Below are 25,896 nucleotides of genomic sequence, written 5' to 3'. Positions count from 1 at the left end.
TTCGCCGTGACCACTGCTGCGCCGCAAGGTGCCGTCGTGCCGTGGCCTTGCTACGGTCCGGCGGCCCATCGCCGGCCGTCGTCCGTTGAAAGGAAACGTGTTCATGCCGCACCGTACGACCCTGTGCCGCTGCCTGCTGCTGGCAGTGACGTTGGCCACTGGCTTCACCTCGGCCGCCGCCGATGCCCCGCCCCCGCCTGCGCCTGCCCTGCTGTTCCACGTCGATGCCAACCATGGCCTGCATGCGGCGACCGCACACGGCGAAACCGCGCCGAACTTCCGCGACAAGGTGGCGGTCGTCGATAACGGCGCAGGGGGCAAGGCCATCCAGTGGGAAGACGATGGGGTACTGGCCTGGGATGCACCGGGCAACATCCTGGCCCAGCGCGGCACGCTCGCCTTCGATTGGCGTTCGCGCTACGCGGTGGGCGAAGCACCGTTTGTCATCTTCCGCGTCGGCTATGCCGACCACAGCAGCTGGGACATGGCCTGGTTGCGCATCGACTGGAATGGCCACGGCTTCGATGCCTTCGTGACCGACGCCAACCTGGCACGTACCCGCGTGTCGTTCCGGATGGACACACTGCCGCGGCCTGAGCAGTGGCTGCACTTGGCTTTCGCCTGGGACGAAGATCAGGGCGTGCGCCTGTTCGTCGATGGCCGTGAAGTGGCGCGTGCGCAGGCCACTGGCGACTACGACGCCGCGCTGGACCAGCTGGGCCTGGCGGGCCGCGTGATGGCACCGTACCAGGTGCAGAGCCGCTACAACTTCCTGCGCGGCAGCGATTTCCAGCACATCCGCGTGTATGACCGCATGCTGGATGCCACCGCAGTGCAGGCCGTGGCAGCCGGCAAGAACGCGGACAGCGCGGTGGCGCCGACGTCCGACGAGCGCGCCTGGCGCCATCGTTTCGGCTGGGAAGCTGCGGCGCCACCTGCACTGTCCTCGGGTGGAACGCGCATCCGTAAAATCGAGTTCGCCGATACCCGCGACCTCAAGGCGTGGATGTGGAAGGCCACCGACGGCATCGCCGAAACCACCTGGCCAGGCGTCTACAACCGCTCGCGCCTGCCCGGTCGCAACGACTACTTCCAGCTGCCTGACTGGAACACGTATGTTGAAAGCGGCCAGCATCTGGATCTGCGCCTGCCTGCCGGTGAAACAGTGAACCGGGTGGAGATCCGCGGCGCGGCGTTCGGCAGCCTGTCCCACGGCCCCGATGCCGATCATGCCACCGAGGTGCTGGCCACCCGGCCGCGTGGCGTGGTGCGCAGCGTGCAGGACATTGCCGCGCAGCAGGGCGGCGTGCTGCGTTTCAGCAATGTGGAGCAGGAAACGCCGATCCAGGAGATCTGGGCCTACAACGTGAGCGAGGGTGCTGAACCGGAAGGCACGGTGAAGCAGACCTACGTCGTTGACAGCCAGGCGCTGCCCGACTACACCAACCTGGACGCGCTGCGCCGCTACATCGATGGCCGCTACCCGGTGGCCGAGCGCAGCACGGTGATGGCCCTGCCCAAGGGCGCCGGTTCCCGCCGCCGCGGGACCGACAGCCTACCGGCGCAGCCGCGGCCGATCGTGCACGTGCTGATTCCATCAGGCGTGGGCGATGCCCCCGCCAACCAGCCTTTGATCCGTAGCTGGGCCTACAGTTGGGAGAACATGCACGATGGCCTCGATGGCGTAGCCATTGACCTTCCCGCACTAAACCTGGCGGCCACGCACGATGGCCTGATTCCACTGAACATCCGCATCAAGGACCCGATCTGGCCGGCGCGCGACATGATCGATGTCTCGGTGTCGGTGCCGCCGGGGCAGAAACGCACGCTGTGGCTGGACCTGCGTGACCGCATCCTCACACCCGACAGCCTGTGGCTGAGCATCGCCTCGGCCGCGCCGGGCTTCGATGCCGGCGCGTTGGATGGCGCGCAGATCCGCCTGGTGTTCAAGTCGCGCACCGACGCCCTGAAGGAGCACCTGGCCGACCGCTTCAACCAGGTGCGCGACAACTGGGGCTTTCTGGTGGAGGAACACACCACTTCCAAGCGTCAGCGCCTGTACGCGCGCGTGTACGCCGACCTGAGCGATCTGCTGCGGGTGGACCCGGACCACGAACTCGGCCGCCTGTACTGGAACTACATCAGCTACAACAGCCAGGGCCGCCCGCCCTACACCGCACCGGCGGTGCCCAAGGGCGTGCCGGCATGGGCATTCCACCAGGTGCAGGACCTGACCCAGGTGCGGCAGTTCGTCGACTGGTGGATCGACCAGCGCCAGGTGGCCTACGGCGACTTCGGCGGCGGCATCTCCGATGATTCCGACCTGACCCAGCAGTGGCCGGGGCTGGCGCTGATGGGCGTGCAACCAGATCGATTGAACGCCTCGCTGACCGCATTGTCCGATGCGGTCTACCGCAATGGCATGTTCAGCAATGGCTTGAGCACCATCGAAACCGACGAGCTGCATTCGTACGAGGAAGGCATCAACACCAACAGCGCCATGCTGTACCTCAACTGGGGCGATCCATTGACGCTGGAGCGCCTGATGGAAACGGTGAAAGCGTTCGATGAGCGCATCATCCTGCGCAATCCGCAGGGCCACCTGCTGTTCTCCAGCAACTGGTTCGGTGGCAACAAGGTCTACCGTGAGCCGAACTGGCAGTGGCAGAAGCCTTACTCCTTCCCGGTGCTGCACCCGGCGTTCCTGCTCGGCCAGTACAACGCCGATCCGACCGGCCGCAAGCTGGTGATCGGCCTGGCCGATGGCTACCTGGCCCACGGAGGCACCGACGGGAAGGGCCGCTTCACGCTGCCCAACGAGATCAACTGGGCCACCGGTGCCACCCGCGGCGGCGAGTTGAACAACGGCTCCGGCAGCGGCGACATCATGCACACGTTCTGGGCGGCATGGCGTTGGACCGGCGATGCGAAGTATCTGCAGGCGCTGGACTACCGGGTGGCGCGCGGCGGCCCGAGCGCATTGGCCAACCTTGGCGAGAACTATGTCGAAGCGCTGGGCCGGCAGCAGGACTGGTATCCGCTGCTGACCGCCGAGGCCGATGCCGGCAAGACCGGCTTTGCCAGCCTGATGGCGTGGCAGGCCAGCGGCGATACGAAGTACATCGACGCGCTGCATGCCGAAGGCCTGCAGGCCAAGGTGCAGAGGGCCTACATGAACACCGAAGGCCACTGGTGGTCCGACCGCGTGGAAGCGCCCAGCGAGTTCCTGCAGCGCGCGCGCCTGGGTGGCATCGCGCTGAAGCGCAACCAGAGCTGGCCCGGCCACACCGTCAGCTGGCGCTTCGACCGCGACGGTGCCGCCGAGCAGGTTGCCCTGCTGGTACATGCGCCCTCGCGCGAACGCTTCACTGTGACCAGCCATAACCTGGGCACGCGCACCATCGGTGCCGACATGACCGGCTGGAACGTGGCCAGTGGCACCTGGCGCGTGCGCAGCGGCGTCGATGGCGATGGCGATGGCCGCATCGACGGCACGCCGACTGAGCGCAGCGTAGCGCTGGAAACCAGCGTATCGGTGCCGATGCAGTTCCGCCCGGGGCGCACCGAGATCTTTGAATTCGAGCGGGTGAGTGCCGGCACACCGGTGGAAACCCGCGCGGACCTGGGCATCGGCCGCGGCGATGTGCGCGTGGACGGCCGCCACGTGCACGTGACCGTGCACAGCCTGGGCCATGTCGGCAGTGGCGTGGGCGTGGCGGTGCTGGAAGATGCCCGCGGTCGTGAGATGGCTCGCACCGAAGTACCGGCACTGGCCGCGCCGAGCGATCTGCAACCGAAGACGGTGCAGGTATCGCTGCCCCTGCCGATGGGCGACCGCAGCGGCCTGCGCGTGCGCGTGGCACTGGCCGATGGTGGTGAGGAAGTGACCCGGTTGAACAACGTGGTTGACGTACCGCGTTGATGGCAGGCGCCGCCGCCGGGCCATGCCTGGCGGGGCGCGATCAGGCCGCGTCGGTCTCCATCATTCTCACCCGCCGCTGGTACCAGCCGTTGTCCAGCGGATCGAATACCGCACTGCGTTCCATCACGCCCTGGTAGACGTGCAGCGATACCGCCACGTCCTCATCGCTGGCGTTGCACAGCGTGTGGTACTCATAGGGCGGAATCAGGCTGCCGGCACTGCCGCGATGGCCGTACAGCGTCGGCTGTGCGGCAAAGCGATGGCGTTCGCCCTCCTGCTCCAGGAGCGCATAAGGGGTCACAACCAGCTCGCCCTGCCAGACCCCCTCCACGCACCACATCGCATCATGGTCGTGCAGTGGCGTGCCTTGGCCCGGCCCCCAGCACATGGCGATGACGCTGTAGCCCAGCGTGGGGCTGCGGTACAGTTCGCGACGCGCGTAATGCCCTTCAACCGGGCGCCGCACGCAGGGCGGCAGCTGGATGGACGGATCGACGATGGCCTCGCGCAGAACCTGCTGCAGCGCGCCGGTGATCGCCTCAGGCCTGCCCAGCATCACCGCGGAATCGATCGCGGCAACCAGGCGCTCCCGGCCGGTGAACGGCAGTGGCGTGGACATTGCTTCCATGACCCGACTCTAGCCGACAGCGGTTAACAGAATGTTTGCACAACGGTGTCATCACTGCGTACCGCGCTGCAGGAATGGCACTTTCCCATACAGTGCGCGCTCGCCGGCGCGTGGGTCGTCCACCGCGCGGCTCTGGCGATCGAACAGCATCGTTTGCCGCCGTGACAGATCGTACGCGGGCCAGTGCGGCATTCCGCGATGATTGGGATCGCCGGTCCGGGCGAAGGCGATGAGCGCGTCACTCATCGTCGCCGCCAGCGTATGCGCGTCCGCACCGCCACCGGTGCGTGCGCTGGGCAGGCCGGCATTGTCGAATACCAGCGGAATGTCCAGGGTATGGAAGGCGCGCAGCCGGCCTTCTTCCACCGGTGAGGGCCAGTCCAGCTGGTAGGCCCAGGTGGGAGCAGCGCCACTGGGCTGGCGCGCGCGCGCTTCCAGTTCCTCCACGGCACCACGCCAGGAACGCCCGGCGGTGGTGGCGGCGAAGAACACCTCCGACGGCGTGTAATGGGGATACAGCCGGCGATACTCGGCAATCACCGCCTGCGGCAGCAGATCGACGAACTGCTGCTTTTCCAGCTCCGCCGGCAGCGTCTCCCAGGTCAGCGCGAAGTGGGCCGGATCATTGCCCAAGAAGGCACGGGTCTCATCGCGGGTATTGCCGATCACCATTGGAATGCCGGCCGACTGCAGCGGTGCCTGCGGCCAGAACGGATGGACCGGCAGGCTGACCTCGTCCAACACAGGCCCGAAATACAGCGATGTGCTTTCCACCCGGGAGGGATCGCGTGCGGCGGTTGCCGCCAGCAGGTCGGCCGCAGGCAGTCGCAGCAGTGCCTCCAGGTCCTTCGCGCCCACCGCCTGCATCGCGATTGCCGTGCGCTGCGCGGCTGCACGCGGGCCTGCCGCTGTGACCTGCTGGCCGCTCATCGTCCATGCGCGCTGGAACAGTCCGCGCGCGGCTGGCATCGCCATCAACGTAGCGATCTTGGCACCCCCGCCGGATTGGCCAAACACCGTGATGTTGCCGGCATCACCACCGAAGATCGCGGCATGCTCCCGAACCCACTGCAGCGCCTGCACCAGATCGAGCTGGCCGACATTGCCCGACGCCGCATAGCGTGCATCGCCCAGCGCGCCCAGGTACAGGTATCCGAAGGTATTGAGGCGATGGTTGACGGTGACCACCACGACATCGCCGCGACGGCAGAGCGCGCTGCCGTCGTACAGCGGGTCGCTGCCGGAGCCGTTGTTGAAGCCCCCGCCGTGGATATAGACCAGCACCGGACGACGGCCGCCGTCGCCCAGCGCCGGGGTCCATATGTTGAGGAACAGGCAGTCTTCGCTGCCGGGGCCTTCTGCGCCGCGCTGTGGTGCCGAGGCACCATAACCCACTGCATCGGCGATCCCGTTCCAGGCCACTTCCGGCCGTGGCGGTTGGAAGCGATGGGTGCCCGTATCGGCGCCGTAGCGCACCCCGCGGAACACCCGCACGCCCTGCTGCTGCTGGCCGCGCAGGCGTCCGCCGCGCACGCGGACGATGGGCGGGTGCTCGTCGCGTGCGTTGGGTGCCGCAGCAGCTGGCAGCGCCGCCAGCGTGGCCGTGGCCAATGCCCACTGCGCACTGTCGCGCAGGAAACGGCGGCGCTGCAGATCGGTCGGTGCCCCGCGCATCACTCGCGCCCGCCCGTGCGGGGCGTCAGCCAGCGCTGCGCCAGGAGGGGCCATGATGCGAGCGTGGCGGTCGCCGGTACCTGCATGCCGAAGCCGTGGCCACCGTGGGCGAAAAGGTGCAGTTCGTGTTCTACACCCGCTGCAGCCAGTGCCTTGGCCATCACCTCGCTGTTGTGCACGCTGACCACGCGGTCGTCGTTGGCATGTATCAGCATTGTCGGAGGCATGTCCGCACGGACGTGCTGCTGCACTGAGTACGCGCCAGCCAGCGCAGCGTCAGGGTGCTGGCCCAGAAGTCGTGCACGCGAGCCGCTATGTGCATGCGCGCCCATGTCGATGACCGGGTAGACCAGCACCGCCCGCGCAGGCCGCGCGCTCAAACGATCGATCGCATCCCGCGCGGGATAGACCGGCGCATCGAAGGCGGTGGCCAGTCGCGCAGCCACGTGGCCACCGGCGGAGAAGCCCATGACCGCCACCCCGTCGCCGTCCAGGCCGCGCCGCGCCGCCTGCTCGCGTACCACCCGCAGCGCACGCTGGGCGTCGGCCAGTGCCGCCTGGCGGTCCCGGCCCGGTTGCGGTAGACGGTAGCGAAGCACGAACAGGGTGAAGCCCGCACGTTGCACCCAGTCGGGCACCAGCGCGCTGTCCTCCTTGTCGATCACCACCCGCTGGTAGCCGCCGCCTGGAATGACCAGCACGGCCTGGCCGTTCGGATGGGGTGGGGCGTGCACGATCATGTACGGCGCATCGATGCCATCCACGAACCGGTCTGGGCGTGCAGGATCGGCGCTGCGTTCAACCACGCGTGCGGCCCGCGCCGGGCCGCTTTCACCAGGCACCTGACCGTCTGGCCATAGCGGCAGGCGTTCGCCCGCCACCTCCCCGGCAAGCCGCTGGCCATCGCGCAGCGGAAGATCGGCCGCATGCGCCGGGGCAGGCAACAGCAGAACGGACAGGCACAGCACAGAACGGAATAGAGGCATGACAGGCCGGGCTCCAGCGGAAATGGGCAGCGTGCCGCACGCGCCCGGGAACCAGGCGTGATGCGCTGCCGCTTGCGTGATGACACCGGTTTACCATATACACGTCATGCAGACGCTGTCGATGGGCAGTGCAACAACGTAGAGGGAGACCGTTCTTGAGCAACGAACAGGGCACACAGGGGCAGACACCGGCGCCGGACGATGCAGCCGCGATCGCCCGCGCCTTCACCGAGGCACGTCGCGCAGGTAGCGCCCTGCCCGCGTTTCCCGGCGCGATCCCGAACGATCTGGTGGGCGCCTACCAGATTCAGGACCGGGCGATTGATCGGTGGGACGATCAGGTCGTCGGTTGGAAAGTGGGCTATATCGCTGCAGAGCGTCGAGATGGCTCCGGCGATGAGCGCCTGCTGGGCCCGATCTTCAAACGTCAGCTTTGGAATGATACCGGTGGAACAATCGACATTCCGGTGTTCGTCGGTGGCTTCGGCGCAATCGAAGCGGAGTACGTGCTGGAGCTGTTGGAGGACGCTCCTGCCGGACAACTGCACTGGTCGCCGGAACAGGCCGAGGCCCTGCCCGCCCGCCTGTATATCGGCGTGGAGGTAGCCAGCAGCCCGCTGGCCACCATCAATGAGCTGGGCCCGCGCGTGGTGGTGTCCGATTTCGGCAACAACAATGGCCTGGTGCTGGGGCCGGAGATCGTTGACTGGACCGCACGTGATGAAACTTCGCTGCGCGCCGAGACACTGATCGAAGGCCACGTCGTCGGCACTGGCGGAGCAACACGCCTGCCCGGTGGCCTGCGTGCTGCCTATGCGTTCGCGCTGTCCCGCTCGGCATTGCGTGGCCGACCGCTGCGCAAGGGTGACCTGATCGCCACCGGCAACGCCACCGGCATCCATGACATCACCGTGGGGCAGACCGCGCTGGTGCGTTTCGCCGGCTTCGGCGACATTGCCTGCCGGGCCGTGCCGGCGGGATGACCGCAGGCCTGCCTTGGTGAACACGCGCGGGAGGGCGCAGATGATCACACGACGTAACTTCCTGGCTGGCGGCGCTGCTGCCCTGGCCACGCCGATGCTGGCGGCCTGCGGCCGCGGGCCGGCCACCAGTGTGGAGGGCAGCCTGGCGCTGACCGCCACCGATGTGCACGTGGCCGACTACCCCACCGTGACTGCGGTGAAGTGGATCGGCGAAACGCTGGAGCGCGAGACCAACGGCCGCCTGCGCCTGCGCCAGTACCACTCGGGCCAGCTGGGCCGCGAATCGGAAGCCATCGACATGGCCCGCTTCGGCGCCATCGACATCACCCGCGTCTACGCCGGTGCACTGAACAATGCGTTCCCGCTGACCCAGGCGCTGTGCCTGCCGTACGTATTCACGTCGGTGGCACACCAGCGCGCCGCACTGGACGACGGCCTGGCCGACGCGGTGTTGCGCGGCTTCGAACGCCGCGACCTGATTGGCCTGGCGATCTACGATTCCGGCGCCCGGTGCTTCTACAACACCCGGCATCCGATCGTTTCGCCGAAGGACCTGCACGGCCTGAAGCTTCGCGTGGCCTCCTCGGACATCTTCATCCAGCTGATGCGCCTGCTCGGCGCCAACCCCACGCCGATGTCGCTGGGCGATACGTTCTCGGGCATGGAAACGCACATGATCGACGGGGCCGAGAACAACATGCGCAGCTTCCACTCCAGCCGTCATTTCGAGGCGGCACATTACTGGTCGCAGAGCGATCACTCCTACGCGCCGGACGTGCTGCTGATGTCGCGCGCCAGCTTTGAACGGCTCAGCGCCGATGATCGCCAGCTGCTGCTGCACACCGCCCGTGCTTCGGTGAAGGTGATGCGCGAGCACTGGGATGCGTCGGAAAGTGCCGCACGCCGCGCCGTGCTCGATTCCGGGGTGAAAGCCAACGCAGTGGACATGCCCGCCTTCCGCGCCGCGGCACAGCCGCTGCTGAAGCAGTACCTGCAACAGCCGGATATCGCCGCGCTGGTAAACCGCATCCGCGCTGCCTGAGGAACCCAACATGACCGAGACCTTGACGCCCGTCGCCGGGCCAGGACAGCGCCTGCTGGACCGCATCGCCGACATCGCCATCTACTGCGCCGTCGCCGCCCTCCTCGGGCTGGTGGTGGTGCAGGGCTGGCAGGTGTTCGCCCGCTACGTCATCAACGATTCGCCCAGCTGGACCGAGCCGGTCACGCTGCTGCTGCTGGCCACGGCGATGAGCCTGGGCGCGGCCTGCGGCGTGCACACCAACCGTCATTTCGGCTTCTTCCTGCTGCACGCCTACATGGGGCCGGCGCTGCGTCGCGCGGTGGATGTGCTGATCCAGCTGGTGGTGGCCGTGCTCGGTGGATTCATCGCGTTCTGGTCGGCCGACCTGCTGCTCGACGGGCTGGACATCAAGGCCGCCGGCGCCAACCTGCCGCAGAGCATCAACTATCTGCCGCTGGCGGTAGGCGGCGGGCTGATGGTGCTGTTCGCATTGAACCGCGCGTGGAAAGCGCTGCAGGCCCGCGATGCCGGCAGCGATGACGCTGAAGGAGATCGTTGACCCATGGGCATCACCATCCTGTTCGCCGTGTTCACCGTGCTGCTGCTGCTCGGCGTGCCGGTGGCCTACGCACTGGCCGCGGCCGCACTGGCCACCCTGCTCTACCTGGACATTCCCAGCATCGTGCTGGTGCAGCAGATCTCGGCCGGCACCGGCTCTGCCTCGCTGATCGCCATCCCACTGTTCATCTTTGCCGGCGAGATCATGATGCGTGGCGGAATCTCCGAACGACTGATCGCCCTGGCCTCGTCGCTGGTCGGCCGGCTGCGCGGTGGACTCGGCCAGGTCTCGATCCTGTCGTCGCTGTTCTTCGGCGGCGTGTCCGGCTCGGCAATCGCTGACGTCTCGGCGGTCGGTGGCACGATGATCCCGCAGATGGTCAAGCGCGGCTACGACCGCGATTTTGCCGTCAATGTCAGCATCACTGCGGCGCTGGTGGCGCTGCTGGTGCCGCCTTCGCACAACCTGATCCTGTTCTCCGCCGCCGCCGGTGGGGGCCTGTCCATCGCTGATCTGTTCGCCGCAGGCATCGTGCCGGCCCTGCTGATGACCGTCGCCCTGATGCTGACCGGCTACGCCGTCGCACGCCGCCGCGGCTATGGCGTGGAAATTTTCCCCGGTTGGCGCGCAGTGCTGCTGCGCGTGGTCTCCGCCCTGCCCGGCCTGGGCCTGGTAGCGCTGATCTTCGTCGGTATCCGTGCCGGCATCTTCACCGCAGTCGAGAGTGCCGCCATCGCCGTGGTCTACGCCCTGCTGGTGACCACCGTGCTGTACCGGCAGCTGCGCTGGCGCGAATTCTTCGACACGGTGATCCATGCCGCGCGCAGCACCGGCGTGATCCTGTTCGTCATCGCCACCGCCGCGGTGTTCGGCTGGCTGCTGGCCTACCTGCAGGTGCCGACCGCTGCGGTGGACTTCCTGCAGTCCTTCGCGCACAGCCAGTTCATGGTGCTGCTGATGATCGTGGTGATGCTGCTGCTGCTGGGTACCTTCATGGACCTGGCGCCGATGATCCTGATCTGCACGCCGATCTTCCTGCCGGTGGCCAGGGCCTATGGCATCGACCCGATCCACTTCGGCCTGGTGCTGGTGCTGACCGGCGGTCTCGGCCTGGTGACGCCGCCGGTGGGCTCGGTGCTGTTCATCGGTACGTCGATCGGCAAGATCAGCGTGGGCCAGAGCATGCGCACCATCTGGCCGTTCTGGTTCGCTGCATTGGCGGTGCTGCTGATCGTCACCTTCTTCCCGCAGCTGTCGCTGTGGCTGCCCGCGGCGCTGCGCGCATGATGCGCCGCGGGGAAACGGTCACGACGCGCTACCACGGCGTCGCAGCCACGGCGGTGCTCGGGTTGCTGCTGGCCGTGGTGCCGGCGTGGGCGGCCGGGCCGTGGAAGCGTGGCATCGAGCACCAGCGCCAAGCGGATCTTGGCGATGGCACGTTCCTCAACCCGGTGCTGGCGGGCGACCATCCTGATCCGTCCGTGCTGAAGGACGGCGACGACTATTACCTCACCTTGTCTTCGTTCGATGCCTACCCCGGCCTGCCGATCTGGCACTCGCGCGACCTGGTGAACTGGCAGCCCCTGGGTAATGCGATCACGAGGAACGTGGGCGCGATCTGGGCGCCGGATATCGTCAAGCACGAGGGACGCTACTACATCTACTTTCCGGCGCGTACAGGCGAGCGCCGCAGCAACTTCGTGGTCTGGGCTGACCGCATCACCGGGCCGTGGAGCGAGCCGATCGATATCGGCCTGGGCAGCTACATCGATCCCGGCCATGCCGTGGGCGAGGATGGCAAGCGCTATCTTTTCCTCAGTGGCGGCGACTACGTGCAACTGGCTGACGACGGCTTGAGCGTGGCGGGCACGCCGAAGCATGTCTATGACGGCTGGACGTACCCGCAGAACTGGGACGTGGAGGCCTATGCCCAGGAAGGCCCGAAGATCCACCTGCGCGATGGCTGGTATTACATGACCACGGCCGTGGGTGGAACGGCCGGTCCGCCGACCGGGCACATGGTGATCACCGCCCGCTCGCGATCGATCCATGGTCCGTGGGTGAACGCGCCCAACAACCCGATCACGCGCACGCAGACCGCGGCCGAGCCGTGGTGGTCACGTGGCCACGCAACGGTGATCGAAGGCACCGATGGGCGCTGGTGGATGATGTACCACGGTTACGAGAACGGCTTCTGGACGCTGGGTCGCCAGGCCCTGCTGGAACCGATCGAATGGACCGATGATGGCTGGTTCCGGGCCACCGGTGGCGACCTCGGACAGCCGCTGCGCAAGCCGGCCGGTCAGGCGTTGTCGCCGCATGGCATGGCGCTGTCGGATGATTTCCGTGGCCGCACGCTGGGCCCCCAGTGGGCGTTCTTCAATCCGGCGCAGGACGAGTACCGGCGGCTCGGCTTCAGCGGCGACGGGCTGGTCCTGCAGGGCAAGGGCAGCACCCCGCGTGATGCGTCGCCGTTGACCGTCATCGCCGGCGACCCGGCCTACCAGTTCGAGGTGGAGATGGAGATCGCCGCGGGCGCCGTGGGCGGTGCCCTGTTGTTCTACAGCGATCGCCTGTACGTGGGCGTGGGCAGCAATGGCGAGTCGTTGATCATGCACCGCTACGGTGAGGAGCGTCCTTCCCGGCTGGCGGCCAGTGGCAAGGGCGGCAGGCTGTGGCTGCGGGTGACCAACAATCGCCACATCGTCACCTTCCACTCCAGTACCGACGGGCACACTTGGCAGAAGTACCCGGTTCAGATGGAAGTGTCCGGTTACCATCACAATGTAGCGGGCAGGTTCCTGGCGCTGAAGCCGGCGTTGTATGCGGCCGGCAATGGTGCGGTAACCTTCCGCAGCTTCCGCTACCGCGCGCTGGACTGAGCGCGGCGCCGGAATTCCCAGACTTATCGGGTTCAAAACATGTCAGTGCGCAACAAGAACGATGCCGCGACGCCGGCATTGGCGAAGGGCAAGGCAGCCACCATCAACGACATCGCGCGACTGTCGGGTGTATCCAAGAAAACGGTTTCAAGAATCATCAACAATTCACCTTTGGTGCGCAGGGACACGCGTGACAAGGTGGAAGCGCTGATGCGCGAGGTCGGCTACACGCCCGATCCGCTGGCCCGCGGCCTTGCGTTCCGCCGCTCTTTCCTGATCGGCATGGTCTACGACAACCCCACCGCGCAGTACATCGTGGATATGCAGTACGGTGCGCTGGACGCGCTGCGCGGCTCCAGCTTCGAGCTGGTGGTGCATCCCTGCGACAGCCGCAGCCCGGGCTACATCGACGGCGTGCGTCGCTTCGTACAGCAGCAGAAGCTGCACGGAGTGATCCTGGTACCGCGTGCCTCGGAGGACCAGGCGCTGGCCGACATGCTGGACGAGATCGGCTGCCGTTTCACCCGTGTGGCTGCGTTGCCGCTGGACGAGACCTCGCAGATGGTGGTTACCCACGACCGTGACGGCGCTGCCGAAGCGGCGGACTATCTGCTGTCGCTGGGCCACAGCGACATTGCCCTGGTGACCGGTCCGAGTGCTTACCGTTCGGCCCACGAACGCACCGCCGGCTTCATCGAAGCACTGGCACAGCGCGGCATCGAACTGCCGAAGGACCGCATCATCGAGGCCGGCTATACCTTTGAATCCGGTGTGGCCGCGGCCGAGAAGCTGCTGCTGGGCAAGCGCCGGCCGACCGCCATCTTCACCGGCAACGATGAAATGGCCGCGGGCATCTACAAGGTTGCGCTGCGCGCGGGTATCAACATTCCTCGGCAGCTGTCCATCGTCGGCTATGACGACAGCCCGCTGGCTTCCCGCCTGTGGCCCTCGCTGACTTCGGTGCGGCGGCACACCCGCGACACCGGTCGCACCGCTGCAGCGATGCTGATCCAGCCGGAAGGCCAGACTGCGCTGCCCATTGCCAGCGTGCGGCCGCACCTGATCGTGCGCGATTCCTGCCAGCCGCCGGAGGATTGATCCCGCAGGGATCAATCCCGCAGGTCACGGCCGCGGGTCGTGACCCTCCCACCTGCCCCATCCCATCGATCAGGCTCGCTCCGCTTCCCGCCATCGTGCGGCGCAAAATGACACCGGTTTCCTGTCTGGCTAGAATCGACCGGAAACCGCGCCGGGGCCGACCCGTCGGCCCGCCCCCCGCTCTGGAGAAACCATGTACAGCAAGACCCACTACGCCACCCATCCCGATGCCATCAACGGCGCCAGCAATGACCAGCTGCGCGACCTGTACCTGCTCGATGGACTGTTCAACGCCGGTGCGGTGACGCTCAAGTACACCCACTACGAGCGCTTCGTGATTGGCGGCGCCGCCCCTGTCGACGCTCCGCTGGCCCTGCCGAAGCAGACCGAGCCTGCGTCGGCCGCAGGCCATCCGTTCCTTGAGCGTCGCGAGCTGGGCGTGATCAACGTCGGTAGCGGCACCGGTACGGTCACCGTGGACGGCACCGCCTACACGCTGGGACCGAAGGACGGTCTGTATGTGGCGATGGGCAGTGAGGAGGTTGTATTCGCTTCCAGTGACGCGGCCAACCCGGCCCAGTTCTACCTGGCGTCCACGCCGGCCCATGCCCGCTTCGAAACCAAGCAGCTGTCGATCAAGGACGCAGTGGCGCTGGACCGCGGCGCGCTGGAAACCAGCAACGAGCGCACCATCTACCAGTACATCGTGCCGGCGACCTGCCAGTCCTCGCAGTTGCTGCTGGGCCTGACCGTGCTCAAGCCGGGCAGCGTATGGAACACCATGCCGCCGCACCTGCATGATCGTCGCAGCGAGGTCTATTTCTACTTCGACCTGGGCGACAGCGACCGCGTCTACCACTTCATGGGCGAGCCGGCCGCGCAGCGCCACATCGTGATCCAGAACAACGAAGCCGTGGTGTCGCCGCCGTGGTCGATCCACATGGGTGCCGGTACCAGCAACTATGCCTTCATCTGGGCGATGGGCGGCGAGAACCTGGACTACACCGACATGCACGTGCTGGACATCTGCCAGCTGAAGTAAGCCCTGCACGGCTGCCGCACATCGCGCGGCGGCGGCCGTCGCCGTGACTCCGCTCACCTCCATCAAGGAACGCATACGCAATGGCTAATCCCTTCAGCCTGGAAGGCAAGGTCGCTCTGGTCACCGGTGGCAACACCGGCCTGGGGCAGGGCATCGCCGTGGCGCTGGCCGCCGCGGGTGCCGATGTCGCCGTGGCTGGCATCGCGCCGCCTACCGACACCATTGAAAAGATCACCGCGCTGGGCCGCCGTTGCCTGGCCATCGAAGCCAACCTGATCAGCATCGAGCCGGTGGCACGGGTCGTCCGCGAAACCATCGACGGGCTGGGCGGGCTGGACATCCTGGTCAACAATGCCGGCCTGATCCGCCGCGCCGACGCCGTGGATTTCAGCGAGCAGGACTGGGACGACGTGATGAACGTCAACATCAAGTCGGCGTTCTTCATCTCGCAGGCAGCCGGCCGCCACTTCATCGAACAGGGCCGCGGCAAGATCATCAACATCGCCTCGATGCTGTCCTTCCAGGGCGGCATCCGCGTGCCGTCCTACACCGCCAGCAAGAGCGGCATCGCCGGCATCACCCGCCTGCTGGCCAACGAGTGGGCAGGCAAGGGCGTGAACATCAACGCCATCGCGCCGGGCTACATGGCCACCGACAACACGGCCCAGCTGCGTGCCGATGCGGACCGCAACAAGGCGATTCTCGAGCGCATCCCGGCGGGCCGCTGGGGTACGCCGGACGACCTGGCCGGCGCAGCGGTGTTCCTGGCCTCGTCTGCGTCGGACTACGTGAACGGCGCCGTGCTGCCGGTCGATGGCGGCTGGCTGGCGCGGTAACCCGGCGAGGCAACGAACGGTGGGTGCGGACCCTGGTCCGCACCGCTTCCGCAAAGCAGCCGAGCATGGCTCGGCTCTACAAGGGCCGAGCCATGCGCACCCTGTTGCTGTTGTTGTTGCTGCTCATGTGCAGCGCCGTGCAGGCGGCCCCGGTACGCATATTCATCGCCGGTGATTCCACCGCCGCCGAGTACGGGCCCGCACGTGCGCCGCAGGCGGGCTGGGGCCAGGCGCTGCAGAGCTACCTGGACCCGGCACGCTTCGAAGTGCGCAACCACGCCAAGGGTGGGCGCAGCACGCGCAGCTTCATCGACGAAGGGCGCCTTGACGCGATCGCCAGCGAGTTGCGCCGCGGCGACGTGCTGCTGATCCAGTTCGGCCACAACGATGCGAAGTTCGAAGACCGCACGCGCTACACCGATCCGGACACCGACTATCCGCGCCTGCTGCTGCGCTATGTGCAGGTGGCGCGTGACAAGGGCGCCACGCCGGTGCTGGTCACGCCGGTGGCGCGGCTGCTGTACGACTTCGGTTCACTGCTGGATACACATGCGCGCTACGCGCTGGCGATGCAGCAGCTGGCGGCGCGCGAACACGTCGCGCTGATCGAGCTCAACGACCGCAGCACGCGCTGGATACGTGCGCTGGGCGAGCAGGGTGCGCGGCCGTACTTCCTGTTCGTGCCCGCGCAGAACAAGGTCGACGGTACTCATTTCAGTGTGGCCGGTGCCAACGCGGTGGCCTGCCTGGTGCTGCGCGAAGCGGTGCCGCTGCTGCCGGCGCTGAAACCAGCGCTGGTGCGTGACGTCGACTGCGATGTGATGGGCGCAGGGCAGGGTGCCATTGCGCAGCGGCCCTCGCAGGTGCTGCATGAAGACACGGTTGCCCGCATGCAGCCCGGCCCGCATGGCGGCGCCGGGCCGACCACCGCGTATCCGTTCTTCGCCGATGCGACGGACCTGCCGTTTGTGCTGCGCAAGCGCGTGCTGCACAAGGGCGCCGGCATCGGCCTGCACCCGCAGCACAAGGACGAGATCTATTACATCGTGAGCGGGCAGGGCAGTTACGTGCTGGACGGCAAGCAGCACGACGTGCGCGCCGGACACGCGTTGCTGACCCGCACCGGCAGCACGCATGCGCTGCAGCAGGTGGGTGAGGAGGATCTGGTGGTGCTGCTGGTGTACCCGCGGTGAACCGTAGAGTCGAGCTTGCTCGACTGCTTTTCTACGTCAGTCGAGCAAGCTCGACTCTACCGACGTGCATGGTCGTTGTTCGACAGGCTCCGGGCCGAAGTGTTTCAGCCCCAACCTGGCCAGGTCTTCCGGTCGCGCGAAATAGGCTTCGTCGAAGGCGTGCAGCGCCTCCTGCTCCTGTTCGCTCATCGCGCCGTACAGGTCGGTCAGGTGCTCGACCGCCGGGTCGTCCTCCAGCCGGTCCAGCAGACCACGCATGCCGGCCAGGATCGCGTGGGTCTGCACCGCGCCCATCGCCTGCAGCGCGCGCAACGCCAGCTGGCAGGTCGGGTCGCCCCAGTTGCACAGGAACTGCATGAAGCCGCCGTTGTTGATGTCGGCCTCCATGCGCCACAGCGCCACCAGCTGCTGGTCTTCGTCGGGCAGCGCCTCCAGCGTCCACGCGGCTGCCTTCAGACGCGCCAGCGCGGCCTCGTAGCGGTCATCCCACACCTGGTTGGGGATATCGACCACGCCTGTCTCGCGCGGCGGCAGCAGGGCGGGCCAGTTCACGCCCAGGCCATTGGCGGTGGCCACCCATTGCGCGCGCTGCTCAGGCGCGGCTTCGAACAGCGCCGGCGTCCAGCGCAGTGGCTGGCGGGTGCGGCGGCCATCGGCCAGGGTCAGCAGGATGAAGTCGTCGTCGAAAGCGACGTCGGCAGCGCGCAGCGAGGCAAATACATCGGTCATGCCGTGAAGGGTACCCACGCGGCAGCGCGCATCACACGTCGCCGCCGTCGGCCCAGCCTTCGCCGGTACCCGCCTGGAACACGCGGTCGTCGGCCTGCACATCGCCGGCCGGCAGGTGCGCCTGGTCGGCCAGCACCGCATAGATCGGAGTGAAGTCCGGCGAGGTCGCCTGCATCAGCTGTTCGAAGCTGTCGATGACGAAGTAGGTCTTCTGGAAGGTATCGATGCGGTACCGGGTGCGCATGATCCGCTGCAGGTCGAAGCCGATACGGTTCGGCGCGGCCGACTCCAGCGAGTACAGCGATTCGCCCTTTGACGACACGATGCCCGCACCGTAGATGCGCAGGCCATCGGGCGTATTGATCAGGCCGAACTCCACGGTGTACCAGTACAGGCGGGTCAGGTTCTGCAGCGCGTCCGGGCCTATGGCGTGGGCTTTGACGCCGCCGCGGCCGTAGGCCTCCATGTAGTCGGCGAACACCGGGTTCATCAGCAGCGGCACGTGGCCGAACAGATCGTGGAACAGGTCCGGCTCGGCGATGTAGTCGATCTGGTCCGGGCGGCGGATCCACCAGGTCACCGGGAAGCGGCGGTTGGCCAGGTGGTCGAAGAAATCCAGTTCCGGCAGCAGGCCTTCCACGCCCACCAGGGTCCAGCCGGTGGCGGCACCCAGCACTTCGTTGAGCTGGTCGAAGCGCGGGATCATGTGCGCGCTCATGCCCATCTCGTCCTGTGCATCCAGGAATTCCCGGCAGGCGCGCCCGACCAGCAGCTCGCGCTGGCGCTGGTACAGCGTGCTCCAGGTGGCGTGGTCGTCGGCGCTATAGGTGTCCCACGGCTGCTCGACGAGCGCGGTGGTGTACACCGGCACGTAGCCCTTGTCGGTCTGCTGGTGTTCGACGCGGCGGGGCTGGGCAAGATCCATGGGAAGCTCCGTAATAGGCCTACCCACGATGCTAGGACAGGCGGCGCGCAACAGGGTTGCAAAAGTTGCGCCGATTGCGCCTGTTGGCGCAATATCATTGCGTACTCACCATGTTGCGGGGCAACAATGGCCGGAGAAGTCCAGTTCGATCGCACGGATATACGTCTGTTGGCCGAAATCCAGCGGGATGGACGCGCCACCAACGCTGAGCTGGCGACGCGGGTAAACCTGTCGCCCTCGGCCTGCCTGCGCCGCCTGCAGCGGCTGGAAAGCGAAGGCGTGATCATCGGCTACGGCGCGCGGCTGGAGCCGCGCCAGCTGCGCCTGGGCCTGCAGGCCTTCGTGCGGGTGCAGCTGGAAAAGCACGACCAGGCCGCCATCGGCCACTTCGTGGACAGCGTGCAGGGCTGGGATGAGGTGGTGGCCTGCCATGCGCTGACCGGCGACATGGATTACCTGCTGCACGTCTACGTGCGCGACCTGGAGCACTTCTCGCACTTCCTGCTGGACCGCCTGCTCAACGCCGGTGGCGTGGCCGACGCCAATTCCAGCTTCGTGCTGCGCACCGTGAAGGGCTTCCAGGCGTTGCCGCTGTCGCAGCTGGAATGAGCGCCGTCGCGATTTGACGCGGCAGGGCGGGTAGCCGAGCATCACCGCCCTGCGCGCGCCGCAGCGTTCCTTTCCGGCTCCAGGCATGTCCCAACTCCCGCACCCGGTGCTCAACACCACCTTCCTGCCGCTGCAGCGCAAGTCGCTGGCGCGCTACATCGCCCATGGCAACCCACCGCAGACCGCGCTGGAACAGGCCGGGTTGATGGCGGCGCAGCTGTGCCGCACGCGCCTGCATGCACCGGCCGAGATCGAGCGCCTGCTGCATGACGCCTGCGTGCTGTTTGCCAGCAGCGAGGACGCCGGCAGGCAGCTGGTGGGTGCCGGCGGTGGCGCACAGCCGGAACTGGACGCCTGGCTGGCTGCGCTGGCCGCCCACGGCGTGCTGCTGGCACCGGCGGAGATCCTGCAGGACTTCATCACGCACTCGCCGCAGGCCTACCCGGGGCTGGCACTGCAGCTGGCCTGCCAGGAGACCCTGGTCGAACAGGAGATCCGCTTTCCCCCCGCCTTCGGCAGCGAGGATGAAGACGGCGCGCAGGATCCGGGCGAGGCGATGGCGACCGACGCGCGTGCGCTTGAGCATCATGGCCTGTACACCTCCGAACAGGCGCGTGTGCTGCGTGCCATCGCCGCCAATCCGGATGAACTGATCGACCTCGATGGCTACGCTGGAACCGGCAAGGGCCATCTGGTGCTGGCGCTGATGGACGCGCGGCCGGGCCGTTACACCTACATCGCGCCGTCGCGAGGGCAGGTGGACGCGTTCCGTGCCCGCGTGCCGGCCAGCACCGCCCAGCGGCTGATGACCCAGATCGAATTCGCCAACCATCTCGCGCAGCATGCCGCGCGCACTGGAAGGACCCAGGGATTCGTCGCCACCTATCGGATCAGCACGCTGCCGCCACGCGTCATCGCCGACCGGATTGGCCTGCAGCCCATCGGCAGCAGAACACCGGAACAGGTGCTGCGCACCGCGCTCGATGCGATCACCCAGTGGTGTGCCTCGTCTGCGGCCACTCTGCAAGCGTGGCACTTCAAGCGCACGGTGCACTGGGCGATGATCAACGCCGAGCCCTACATCGCGGCGGCCGAACATGTGTGGCGCTGCATGTTCGATGCGGGTGTACAGCGCGGAGGCTGCCTCAGCCTGACCGCGGCGCATATCGGCAAGTGGCTGTGGTTGCGGGGCGTTGCGCCGCCGCTGGAACTGGGCATGTTGCTGATCGACGAGGCACATGATCTCAGTCCCGCCTGGCGGCAGCTGCTGGCCGCGCATGCGCCGGGCGTGGTCAGCCTGGGCGATCCCCACCAGCGCCTGAGCGGCAACGTGCATCGCTGGCAGGCGGCCAAGCGAGTGGAGATGCACCAGTCGGTGCGGCAGGGCCGGCAGGTCGATGACTTGGTCAACCAGACACTGGCGATGGATGACCTGGGGCACGATGCGGAACCCTTCGCCGGCGCCACCGACCGCGCCACCGGGCTGCTGCAGTACGCCGACTGGTCACAGGTGCCCGATGCCGGCATCCGCATCTACGGTGACGTCGTACGATTGATGGACGATGCGGTGCGCCTGCATGCACGGGGTGCACGGCTGCATATCCACCCGGCCACGCTGCGGCCGCTGCAGAGTGCACTGCGTGAGCCGATCGAGGCCTGGAACCGGGTGCGCCAAGGCGGTTCCCTGCGGCCCTGGGAACGGGTGGTCGAACAGTTCGTGGCGCGTGGCGAAGGGCGGCTGGCCGACCTGTTCACCCGCAGCGACGGCGGGCAGCGGATCATGCAGGTGCTGCAGGCGCTGGTGCCGGCTGAGGACAGCCAGATCGTGCTGTGCCTGGCCGAACATGCCAAGAACCTGCAGTTCGACGTCGTCTCGATGTCCGACTGCTGCTTCAAGGCGGTCGCCGGCAAGCGTTCGCGGCACAGCCCGGTGCGCGCGGCCTATGTGGCGATGACCCGTGCCAGCCGGCAGCTGTGGCTGCCCGGCGACGCGATGGCGCAGCTGCAACAGAGCGCAGCCGAACACGAGCGGGCCAGGGAGCAGATGCGGCAGGAGCGCCAGCACGCGGCCGGCCATCGCCCCGCGCGCTGAGCCGTGGGGCGCTCAGCGGCGGCGCAGTGAAATGCTCAGCACTTGTCCTTGCGGCCCATCAGCTTGCCCAGGCGCGAGGCTTCCTCGCACTTCGGCACAGCAACCGGTGCCGGCGCCGCTGCGGCAGCACGCGCCTTCTGCAACTGCTGGATCTTGGCGCGGATCTGCGGCATCGCTGCCATCGCGGCCTTCTCGCCTTCCAGGATCGCGGTACCACGCTGGCTGAAATCGGCGGCACCGATGTCGAGCACCTTCGGCCGGATCACCACGTCGGCACGCGCCAGTTCCTGTTCGCCCAAGCGCTGTCCCATGATCGAGATCGACTGGTTGACGATGCCGAGCATGCCGGTCGGCGCCTTGCCGCTGGCCTTGCTGGAAATGTCCACGGCGATCACGAAGTCGGCGCCGAGCTGGCGCGCGGCATCCACCGGCACCGGGCTGACCACGCCACCATCGATGTAGTTGCGGCCGCCGATCTTCACCGGCTCGAACACGCCGGGAATGCTGCTGGAGGCGCGCACGGCCTGGCCGACGTTGCCGCGCACGAAGATCGCGCGCTCGCCGGTTTCCAGCTGGGTCGCGACTGCGGCGAACGGCTTCTTCAGGCGCTCGGCGGGGCGGTTGGCGACCTGCTCGTTGACGTAGTCCTGCAGTTTCTGGCCCTGCACCAGGCCACCGGAGAACAGGCGCACATCGCGGATACTGGCTTCATCCAGCGCCACTGCCTTGCTCTGCATCTGGAACGCATCCATGCCGCTGGCATACAGCGCGCCGACCACGCTGCCGGCGCTGGTGCCCGACACCACCACCGGCTCGAAGCCATTGGCCTCCAGCATCTTGATCACGCCGATGTGGGCAAAGCCCTTGGCCGCGCCACCGCCGAGCGCGATACCGATCTTCACCGGCTTGGCCTGCGGCACCACGGTCGGTGCCGGCGGCGGCGTGGGGCGGACCGGGTCGCCACCGCACCCGGCCAGCAGGCCGATCAGGGCGATGGACAGCAGCGTGCGGGGGCGGAACAGGCTCATCGGCAGTGCGCTCGCGGCGCCGGACTCGGGAAAGGGCGTCAGCATACCGAAGCCACGCCAGGCCGGGCAGGGTGGGGTTGGCTCCCTATTCATAAAAGCAGTGCCGGCCGCTGGCCGGCACTCCCGGCTTGCGGTCAGAACCGGTTGTCGCCGTCCAGTATCCGGCCCAGGCCGCCCAGCACCGAGCCTTCGCCCCGGCTCTGGCCCCCGCCCTGCGGCGCCGCCATCCACATGCGGCCGGCCAGGCGCGAGAACGGCAGCGACTGCAACCAGACCTTGCCGGGTCCGGTCAGCGTGGCCAGGAACACGCCTTCGCCGCCGAACAGCATGCTCTTGACGCCGGTCACGCGGCGCACATCCATGTCCACGGTCGGGTGATAGGCCACCACGCAGCCGGTGTCGACGTCCAAGCGCTCACCCGCAGCCAGCTCGCGCTCGACCACGCAGCCACCGGCGTGGATGAACACCCAGCCGTCGCCTTCCAGTTTCTGCATGATGAAGCCCTCGCCGCCGAACAGGCCGGTCATGATCCTGCGCTGGAACTGCACGCCGATCTGCACGCCGCGCGCACCGGCCAGGAAGCTGTCCTTCTGGCAGATCAGGCGGCCGCCATGCTGGTCCAGCTTCATCGCCAGCACGGTGCCGGGGTAGGGCGCGGCGAAGGCAACCTTGCCCTTGCCGTGCCCGCTCTGGGTGTAGACGGTGGCGAACAGGCTCTCTCCGGTCAGCACGCGCTTGCCGGCGGCCATCACCTTGCCCATGAAGCCGCCCTGGTCGCCGTTGGCGGCGCCGAACACGGTGTCCATCTGCACCGTGGCGTCCTTGAACATCAGCGCACCGGCCTCGGCGATGGCGCTCTCGCCGGGGTCGAGCTCGATCTCCACGAACTGCATTTCATGGCCGACGATGCGGAACTCGATGTCGTCGGCGCGTCCGCTGGCGCCTGCCGGCACCGGCGGCGGGGCAGTGGGCATGCCCGGCGCCGGCGCCTGCAGCTCGGCCACCTCGGCGATCGGCGTCCACCCGCTCATGCCCTGGCACCACGCCAGGGCGCGAGGATTGGCCTGCGCGTAGCGGCGCGCGGCCTCGTCATCAAGCGGGCCGACGCGCTCGGCCTGGGCGGAGGCGTGGAAGTACCACTGGGTCATGGCGGCGGGTCCGTCGCGGTGGAAACCTCGAGTCTAGCGAGCGCCCGGGGGCGTCGGCGACGGGGCCATGAACGGCGGGCGTTTGCGGCGCAGGTGCTGTATTGCAACAATTATCTGGTAGCGCCGTTTTACCACCCCTCCAAACACAGCCTACCGCCATGTCCCCGACCCGCACTTCCCGTGGCCGCCTTCCGGTCGCGCGCCCCCTCGTTGCCGCTCTTTCCGCCCTGCTGCCGCTGGTAGCAGCCGCCCAGGACACCCCCGCCGCCAAGGATCCGGTTGCCCTCGATGCCCTGCAGGTGACCGCGCAGCGCCGCGTCGAGAACGCCAAGGACGTGCCGGTCGCACTGAGCGCGATCCAGGGCGAGAAGCTGGATGTGCTCGGCTCGGCCGGCGATGACATCCGCTTCCTGGCCGCGCGCGTGCCGAGCCTCAACATCGAGTCGTCCTACGGCCGTGCCTTCCCGCGCTTCTACATCCGTGGCCTGGGCAACACCGATTTCGACCTCAATGCCTCGCAGCCGGTGTCGCTGGTGTATGACGACGTGGTGCAGGAAAGCCCGCTGCTGAAGGGCTTCCCGCTGTTCGACCTGGCCAACGTGGAAGTGCTGCGTGGCCCGCAGGGTACGCTGTTCGGCCGCAACACCCCGGCCGGCGTGGTCAAGTTCGATTCGGCGCGCCCGTCGCAGGATGCCGACGGCTACGTGCGCGTGGGCTACGGCAGCTACAACAGCTGGAACGTGCAGGGTGCCTACGGCGGCCCGCTGACCGATCGCTGGTCGGCACGTGTCTCGGCCATCTACCAGCGCCGCGACGACTGGGTCGACAACACCCGCGCCGGTGCCCCCAACAGTGGCTTCGAAGGCTATGACGAATCCGCAGGCCGCGTGCAGTTCCTGTACGAAGGCGACGACTTCGAAGCGCTGTTCAACCTGCACAAGCGCAAGCTCAACGGCACCGCGCGCCTGTTCCGAGCCAACATCATCCAGAAGGGTGGCAATTCGCTGGTCGAGAACTTCGACCGCGACAAGGTGGCCAACGACGGCGTCAACTTCTCCGACCTGGACACCTGGGGCGGCAGCGCGCGCCTGCAGTGGAACCTCGGCTCGGTGACGTTGCACTCGATCACCGGCTACGAGACCGCCGAATCGCTCAATCGTGGTGACATCGACGGTGGCTACGGCGCGGCCTTCCTCGGTGCCGGCAACTACGGCCCGGGCGTGATTCCGTTCTCGTCGGAGTCGGCCGATGGCCTGCCGCATCACCGCCAGTGGACGCAGGAAGTGCGCATCGAGTCCAACGAATGGGGCCGCTTCGACTGGCAGGCCGGCGTCTTCTACTTCGATGAAGATGTGACCATCAACAACTTCAACTACGACTCGCTGGCCCCGGGCAACCCGCAGACCGGCCACGTGGTGCAGAACCAGCGCAACAAGGCGTGGGCGGTGTTCGCCTCGGGCGACTTCGATGTCACCGACCGCTTCAAGCTGCGCGCCGGCGTGCGCTACACCCAGGACAAGAAGGACTTCAGCGCCAGCGTGCTGCAGGCCGTTCCGTTCGGTACCCCGGTCAGCGGCCCGTACCTGGCCAACACCGATGTCAACGACGTCAGCTGGGATGTCAGCGGCGTGTACAAGCTGAGCGACGACATCAACGCCTACGCCCGTGTTGCCAAGGGTTTCCGCGCGCCGTCCATCCAGGGCCGCCTGGCCTTCGCGCCGGGCCTGTCGCAGGCCGATTCGGAGAAGGTCATCTCGTATGAAGCCGGCATCAAGGCCGACCTGTTCGAACGTCGCGCACGCCTGGGCCTGAGCGTGTTCCGCTACAACGTCGATGGCCAGCAGCTGATCGCCGTGGGCGGCAGCAACAACACCGCCACCCTGCTCAACGCCGACAAGACCATCGGCCAGGGCGTGGAGCTGGACCTGGAGGCCTACCTGGCCGACAACGTGCTGTTGACCTTCGGCAGCAGCTACAACGACACCGAGATCAAGGACAAGAACCTGGCGGTGGCGATCTGTGGCGGCGGCTGCACCATCACCGACCCGACCACGGTGATCAACGGCCAGACCTACGCACTGGTCAACGGCAACCCGTTGCCGCAGGCACCGAAGTGGATCCACAACGCGACCCTGCGCGTGGGCTTCCCGCTCAGCGACGGCAGTGAGCTGTACGCCTACACCGACTGGGCCTACCGCAGTGCGGTGAACTTCTTCATCTACGAGTCGCCGGAATTCCGCGGCCGTAGTTCGCTGGAAGGCGGCCTGCGCCTGGGCTACAACTGGGATTACGGCCAGTACGACGTGGCCGTGTTCGGCCGCAACCTGACCAACCAGACCCGCGTGGTGGGTGCGATCGACTTCAACAACCTGACCGGCTTCCTCAACGAGCCGCGTACCTGGGGCGTGGAGTTCACCGCGAAGTTCTGATGCGGTTGCTGCGTTGATGCAATGAAGAAGGGCCGGCGTAATGCCGGCCCTTCTGTTTCACATCCACCGGTAGTGCCGGCCGGCTGGACGGCACTCGATCCGGCCAGCG

At 67.3% G+C, this 25,896-nt stretch carries 19 protein-coding genes and 1 pseudogene; 13 read left to right on the top strand and 7 right to left on the bottom strand.

What is annotated here, in order from left to right; translation table 11 throughout:
* The first annotated feature begins 103 nt into the window (after positions 1-103).
* The gene (locus QZ853_RS06155; protein WP_295571384.1) at positions 104-3,922 is read left to right on the top strand and encodes a LamG-like jellyroll fold domain-containing protein; all 3,819 of its coding nucleotides are present in this window, start codon (positions 104-106) and stop codon (positions 3,920-3,922) included.
* Between the two features lie 40 nt (positions 3,923-3,962).
* Here the strand turns inward: QZ853_RS06155 and QZ853_RS06150 are convergent, their stop codons facing one another.
* Genes QZ853_RS06150 through QZ853_RS06140 form a run of 3 tightly spaced genes read right to left on the bottom strand, consistent with a single transcriptional unit; the run spans position 3,963 to position 7,192 of the window.
* Complete coding sequence (locus QZ853_RS06150) at positions 3,963-4,550, bottom strand: cysteine dioxygenase family protein (protein ID WP_295571383.1); 588 nt, start codon at positions 4,548-4,550, stop codon at positions 3,963-3,965.
* A 51-nt stretch (positions 4,551-4,601) separates the two neighbouring features.
* The gene (locus QZ853_RS06145) at positions 4,602-6,224 is read right to left on the bottom strand and encodes a carboxylesterase family protein (protein ID WP_295571382.1); all 1,623 of its coding nucleotides are present in this window, start codon (positions 6,222-6,224) and stop codon (positions 4,602-4,604) included.
* Positions 6,224-7,192 carry an alpha/beta hydrolase gene (locus tag QZ853_RS06140; protein ID WP_295571480.1) on the bottom strand — a complete coding sequence of 323 codons (969 nt, stop codon included), beginning with the start codon at positions 7,190-7,192 and terminating at the stop codon, positions 6,224-6,226. Before QZ853_RS06140 ends, QZ853_RS06145 begins: the two co-directional genes overlap by 1 nt.
* 173 nt (positions 7,193-7,365) lie before the next feature.
* On the opposite strand from QZ853_RS06140, the gene QZ853_RS06135 reads away from it, so the two are divergent.
* From QZ853_RS06135 to QZ853_RS06095, 9 genes and pseudogenes are all read left to right on the top strand, one after another.
* Entirely contained in the window at positions 7,366-8,193 is an 828-nt protein-coding gene (locus QZ853_RS06135; RefSeq protein ID WP_295571381.1) for a 2-keto-4-pentenoate hydratase, read from the top strand.
* Positions 8,194-8,233: 40 nt separating this feature from the next.
* Complete coding sequence (locus tag QZ853_RS06130; protein WP_295571380.1) at positions 8,234-9,235, top strand: TRAP transporter substrate-binding protein; 1,002 nt, start codon at positions 8,234-8,236, stop codon at positions 9,233-9,235.
* Positions 9,236-9,245: 10 nt separating this feature from the next.
* Complete coding sequence (locus QZ853_RS06125) at positions 9,246-9,776, top strand: TRAP transporter small permease (protein ID WP_106549173.1); 531 nt, start codon at positions 9,246-9,248, stop codon at positions 9,774-9,776.
* A 3-nt stretch (positions 9,777-9,779) separates the two neighbouring features.
* Positions 9,780-11,063, top strand: coding sequence for a TRAP transporter large permease (locus QZ853_RS06120; protein ID WP_295571379.1), 1,284 nt, complete (start codon positions 9,780-9,782; stop codon positions 11,061-11,063).
* A gap of 101 nt (positions 11,064-11,164) precedes the next feature.
* A pseudogene (locus tag QZ853_RS06115) lies at positions 11,165-12,658 on the top strand (family 43 glycosylhydrolase); the annotation flags it as partial.
* A 39-nt stretch (positions 12,659-12,697) separates the two neighbouring features.
* Positions 12,698-13,756 carry a LacI family DNA-binding transcriptional regulator gene (locus QZ853_RS06110; protein ID WP_106549175.1) on the top strand — a complete coding sequence of 353 codons (1,059 nt, stop codon included), beginning with the start codon at positions 12,698-12,700 and terminating at the stop codon, positions 13,754-13,756.
* A 193-nt stretch (positions 13,757-13,949) separates the two neighbouring features.
* Positions 13,950-14,798, top strand: a complete 849-nt coding sequence (gene kduI, locus QZ853_RS06105; protein ID WP_285318591.1) for a 5-dehydro-4-deoxy-D-glucuronate isomerase — start codon at positions 13,950-13,952, stop codon at positions 14,796-14,798.
* 80 nt (positions 14,799-14,878) lie between these two features.
* Positions 14,879-15,634: a 2-dehydro-3-deoxy-D-gluconate 5-dehydrogenase KduD gene (gene kduD, locus QZ853_RS06100; protein WP_125429153.1), complete on the top strand. Its 756-nt coding sequence runs from the start codon at positions 14,879-14,881 to the stop codon at positions 15,632-15,634.
* A gap of 92 nt (positions 15,635-15,726) precedes the next feature.
* Positions 15,727-16,827, top strand: coding sequence for a GDSL-type esterase/lipase family protein (locus QZ853_RS06095; RefSeq protein ID WP_295571479.1), 1,101 nt, complete (start codon positions 15,727-15,729; stop codon positions 16,825-16,827).
* A 36-nt stretch (positions 16,828-16,863) separates the two neighbouring features.
* Here QZ853_RS06095 and QZ853_RS06090 read toward each other — a convergent pair whose 3' ends face one another.
* Both QZ853_RS06090 and phhA read right to left on the bottom strand, forming a co-directional pair.
* A complete protein-coding gene (locus QZ853_RS06090; RefSeq protein WP_295571377.1) occupies positions 16,864-17,556 on the bottom strand; it encodes a DUF4375 domain-containing protein in 693 nt (230 codons plus the stop codon).
* Positions 17,557-17,587: 31 nt separating this feature from the next.
* The gene (gene phhA, locus QZ853_RS06085) at positions 17,588-18,481 is read right to left on the bottom strand and encodes a phenylalanine 4-monooxygenase (protein ID WP_295571376.1); all 894 of its coding nucleotides are present in this window, start codon (positions 18,479-18,481) and stop codon (positions 17,588-17,590) included.
* A gap of 126 nt (positions 18,482-18,607) precedes the next feature.
* Between phhA and QZ853_RS06080 the strand changes: the two genes are divergently transcribed.
* The gene (locus QZ853_RS06080) at positions 18,608-19,090 is read left to right on the top strand and encodes an Lrp/AsnC family transcriptional regulator (protein WP_295571375.1); all 483 of its coding nucleotides are present in this window, start codon (positions 18,608-18,610) and stop codon (positions 19,088-19,090) included.
* An 85-nt stretch (positions 19,091-19,175) separates the two neighbouring features.
* On the top strand, positions 19,176-21,182 hold the full coding sequence (locus QZ853_RS06075) for a hypothetical protein (protein WP_295571374.1): 2,007 nt from the start codon (positions 19,176-19,178) through the stop codon (positions 21,180-21,182).
* Between the two features lie 35 nt (positions 21,183-21,217).
* Here QZ853_RS06075 and QZ853_RS06070 read toward each other — a convergent pair whose 3' ends face one another.
* On the bottom strand, positions 21,218-22,210 hold the full coding sequence (locus tag QZ853_RS06070) for a patatin-like phospholipase family protein (protein WP_295571373.1): 993 nt from the start codon (positions 22,208-22,210) through the stop codon (positions 21,218-21,220).
* A 134-nt stretch (positions 22,211-22,344) separates the two neighbouring features.
* Positions 22,345-23,358 (bottom strand): TIGR00266 family protein, encoded by a 1,014-nt coding sequence (locus QZ853_RS06065; RefSeq protein ID WP_295571372.1) that lies wholly within the window; start codon positions 23,356-23,358, stop codon positions 22,345-22,347.
* 158 nt (positions 23,359-23,516) lie between these two features.
* Here QZ853_RS06065 and QZ853_RS06060 point away from each other — a divergent pair, with 158 nt between their 5' ends.
* A complete protein-coding gene (locus tag QZ853_RS06060; protein WP_295571371.1) occupies positions 23,517-25,787 on the top strand; it encodes a TonB-dependent receptor in 2,271 nt (756 codons plus the stop codon).
* The last annotated feature ends 109 nt before the right edge of the window (positions 25,788-25,896 follow it).

Origin of the sequence: uncultured Stenotrophomonas sp. (assembly GCF_913778665.1) — a bacterium.
In the GTDB taxonomy this organism is placed as follows: Bacteria; Pseudomonadota; Gammaproteobacteria; order Xanthomonadales; family Xanthomonadaceae; genus Stenotrophomonas.
This window is presented reverse-complemented; position numbering and strand designations above follow the sequence as displayed.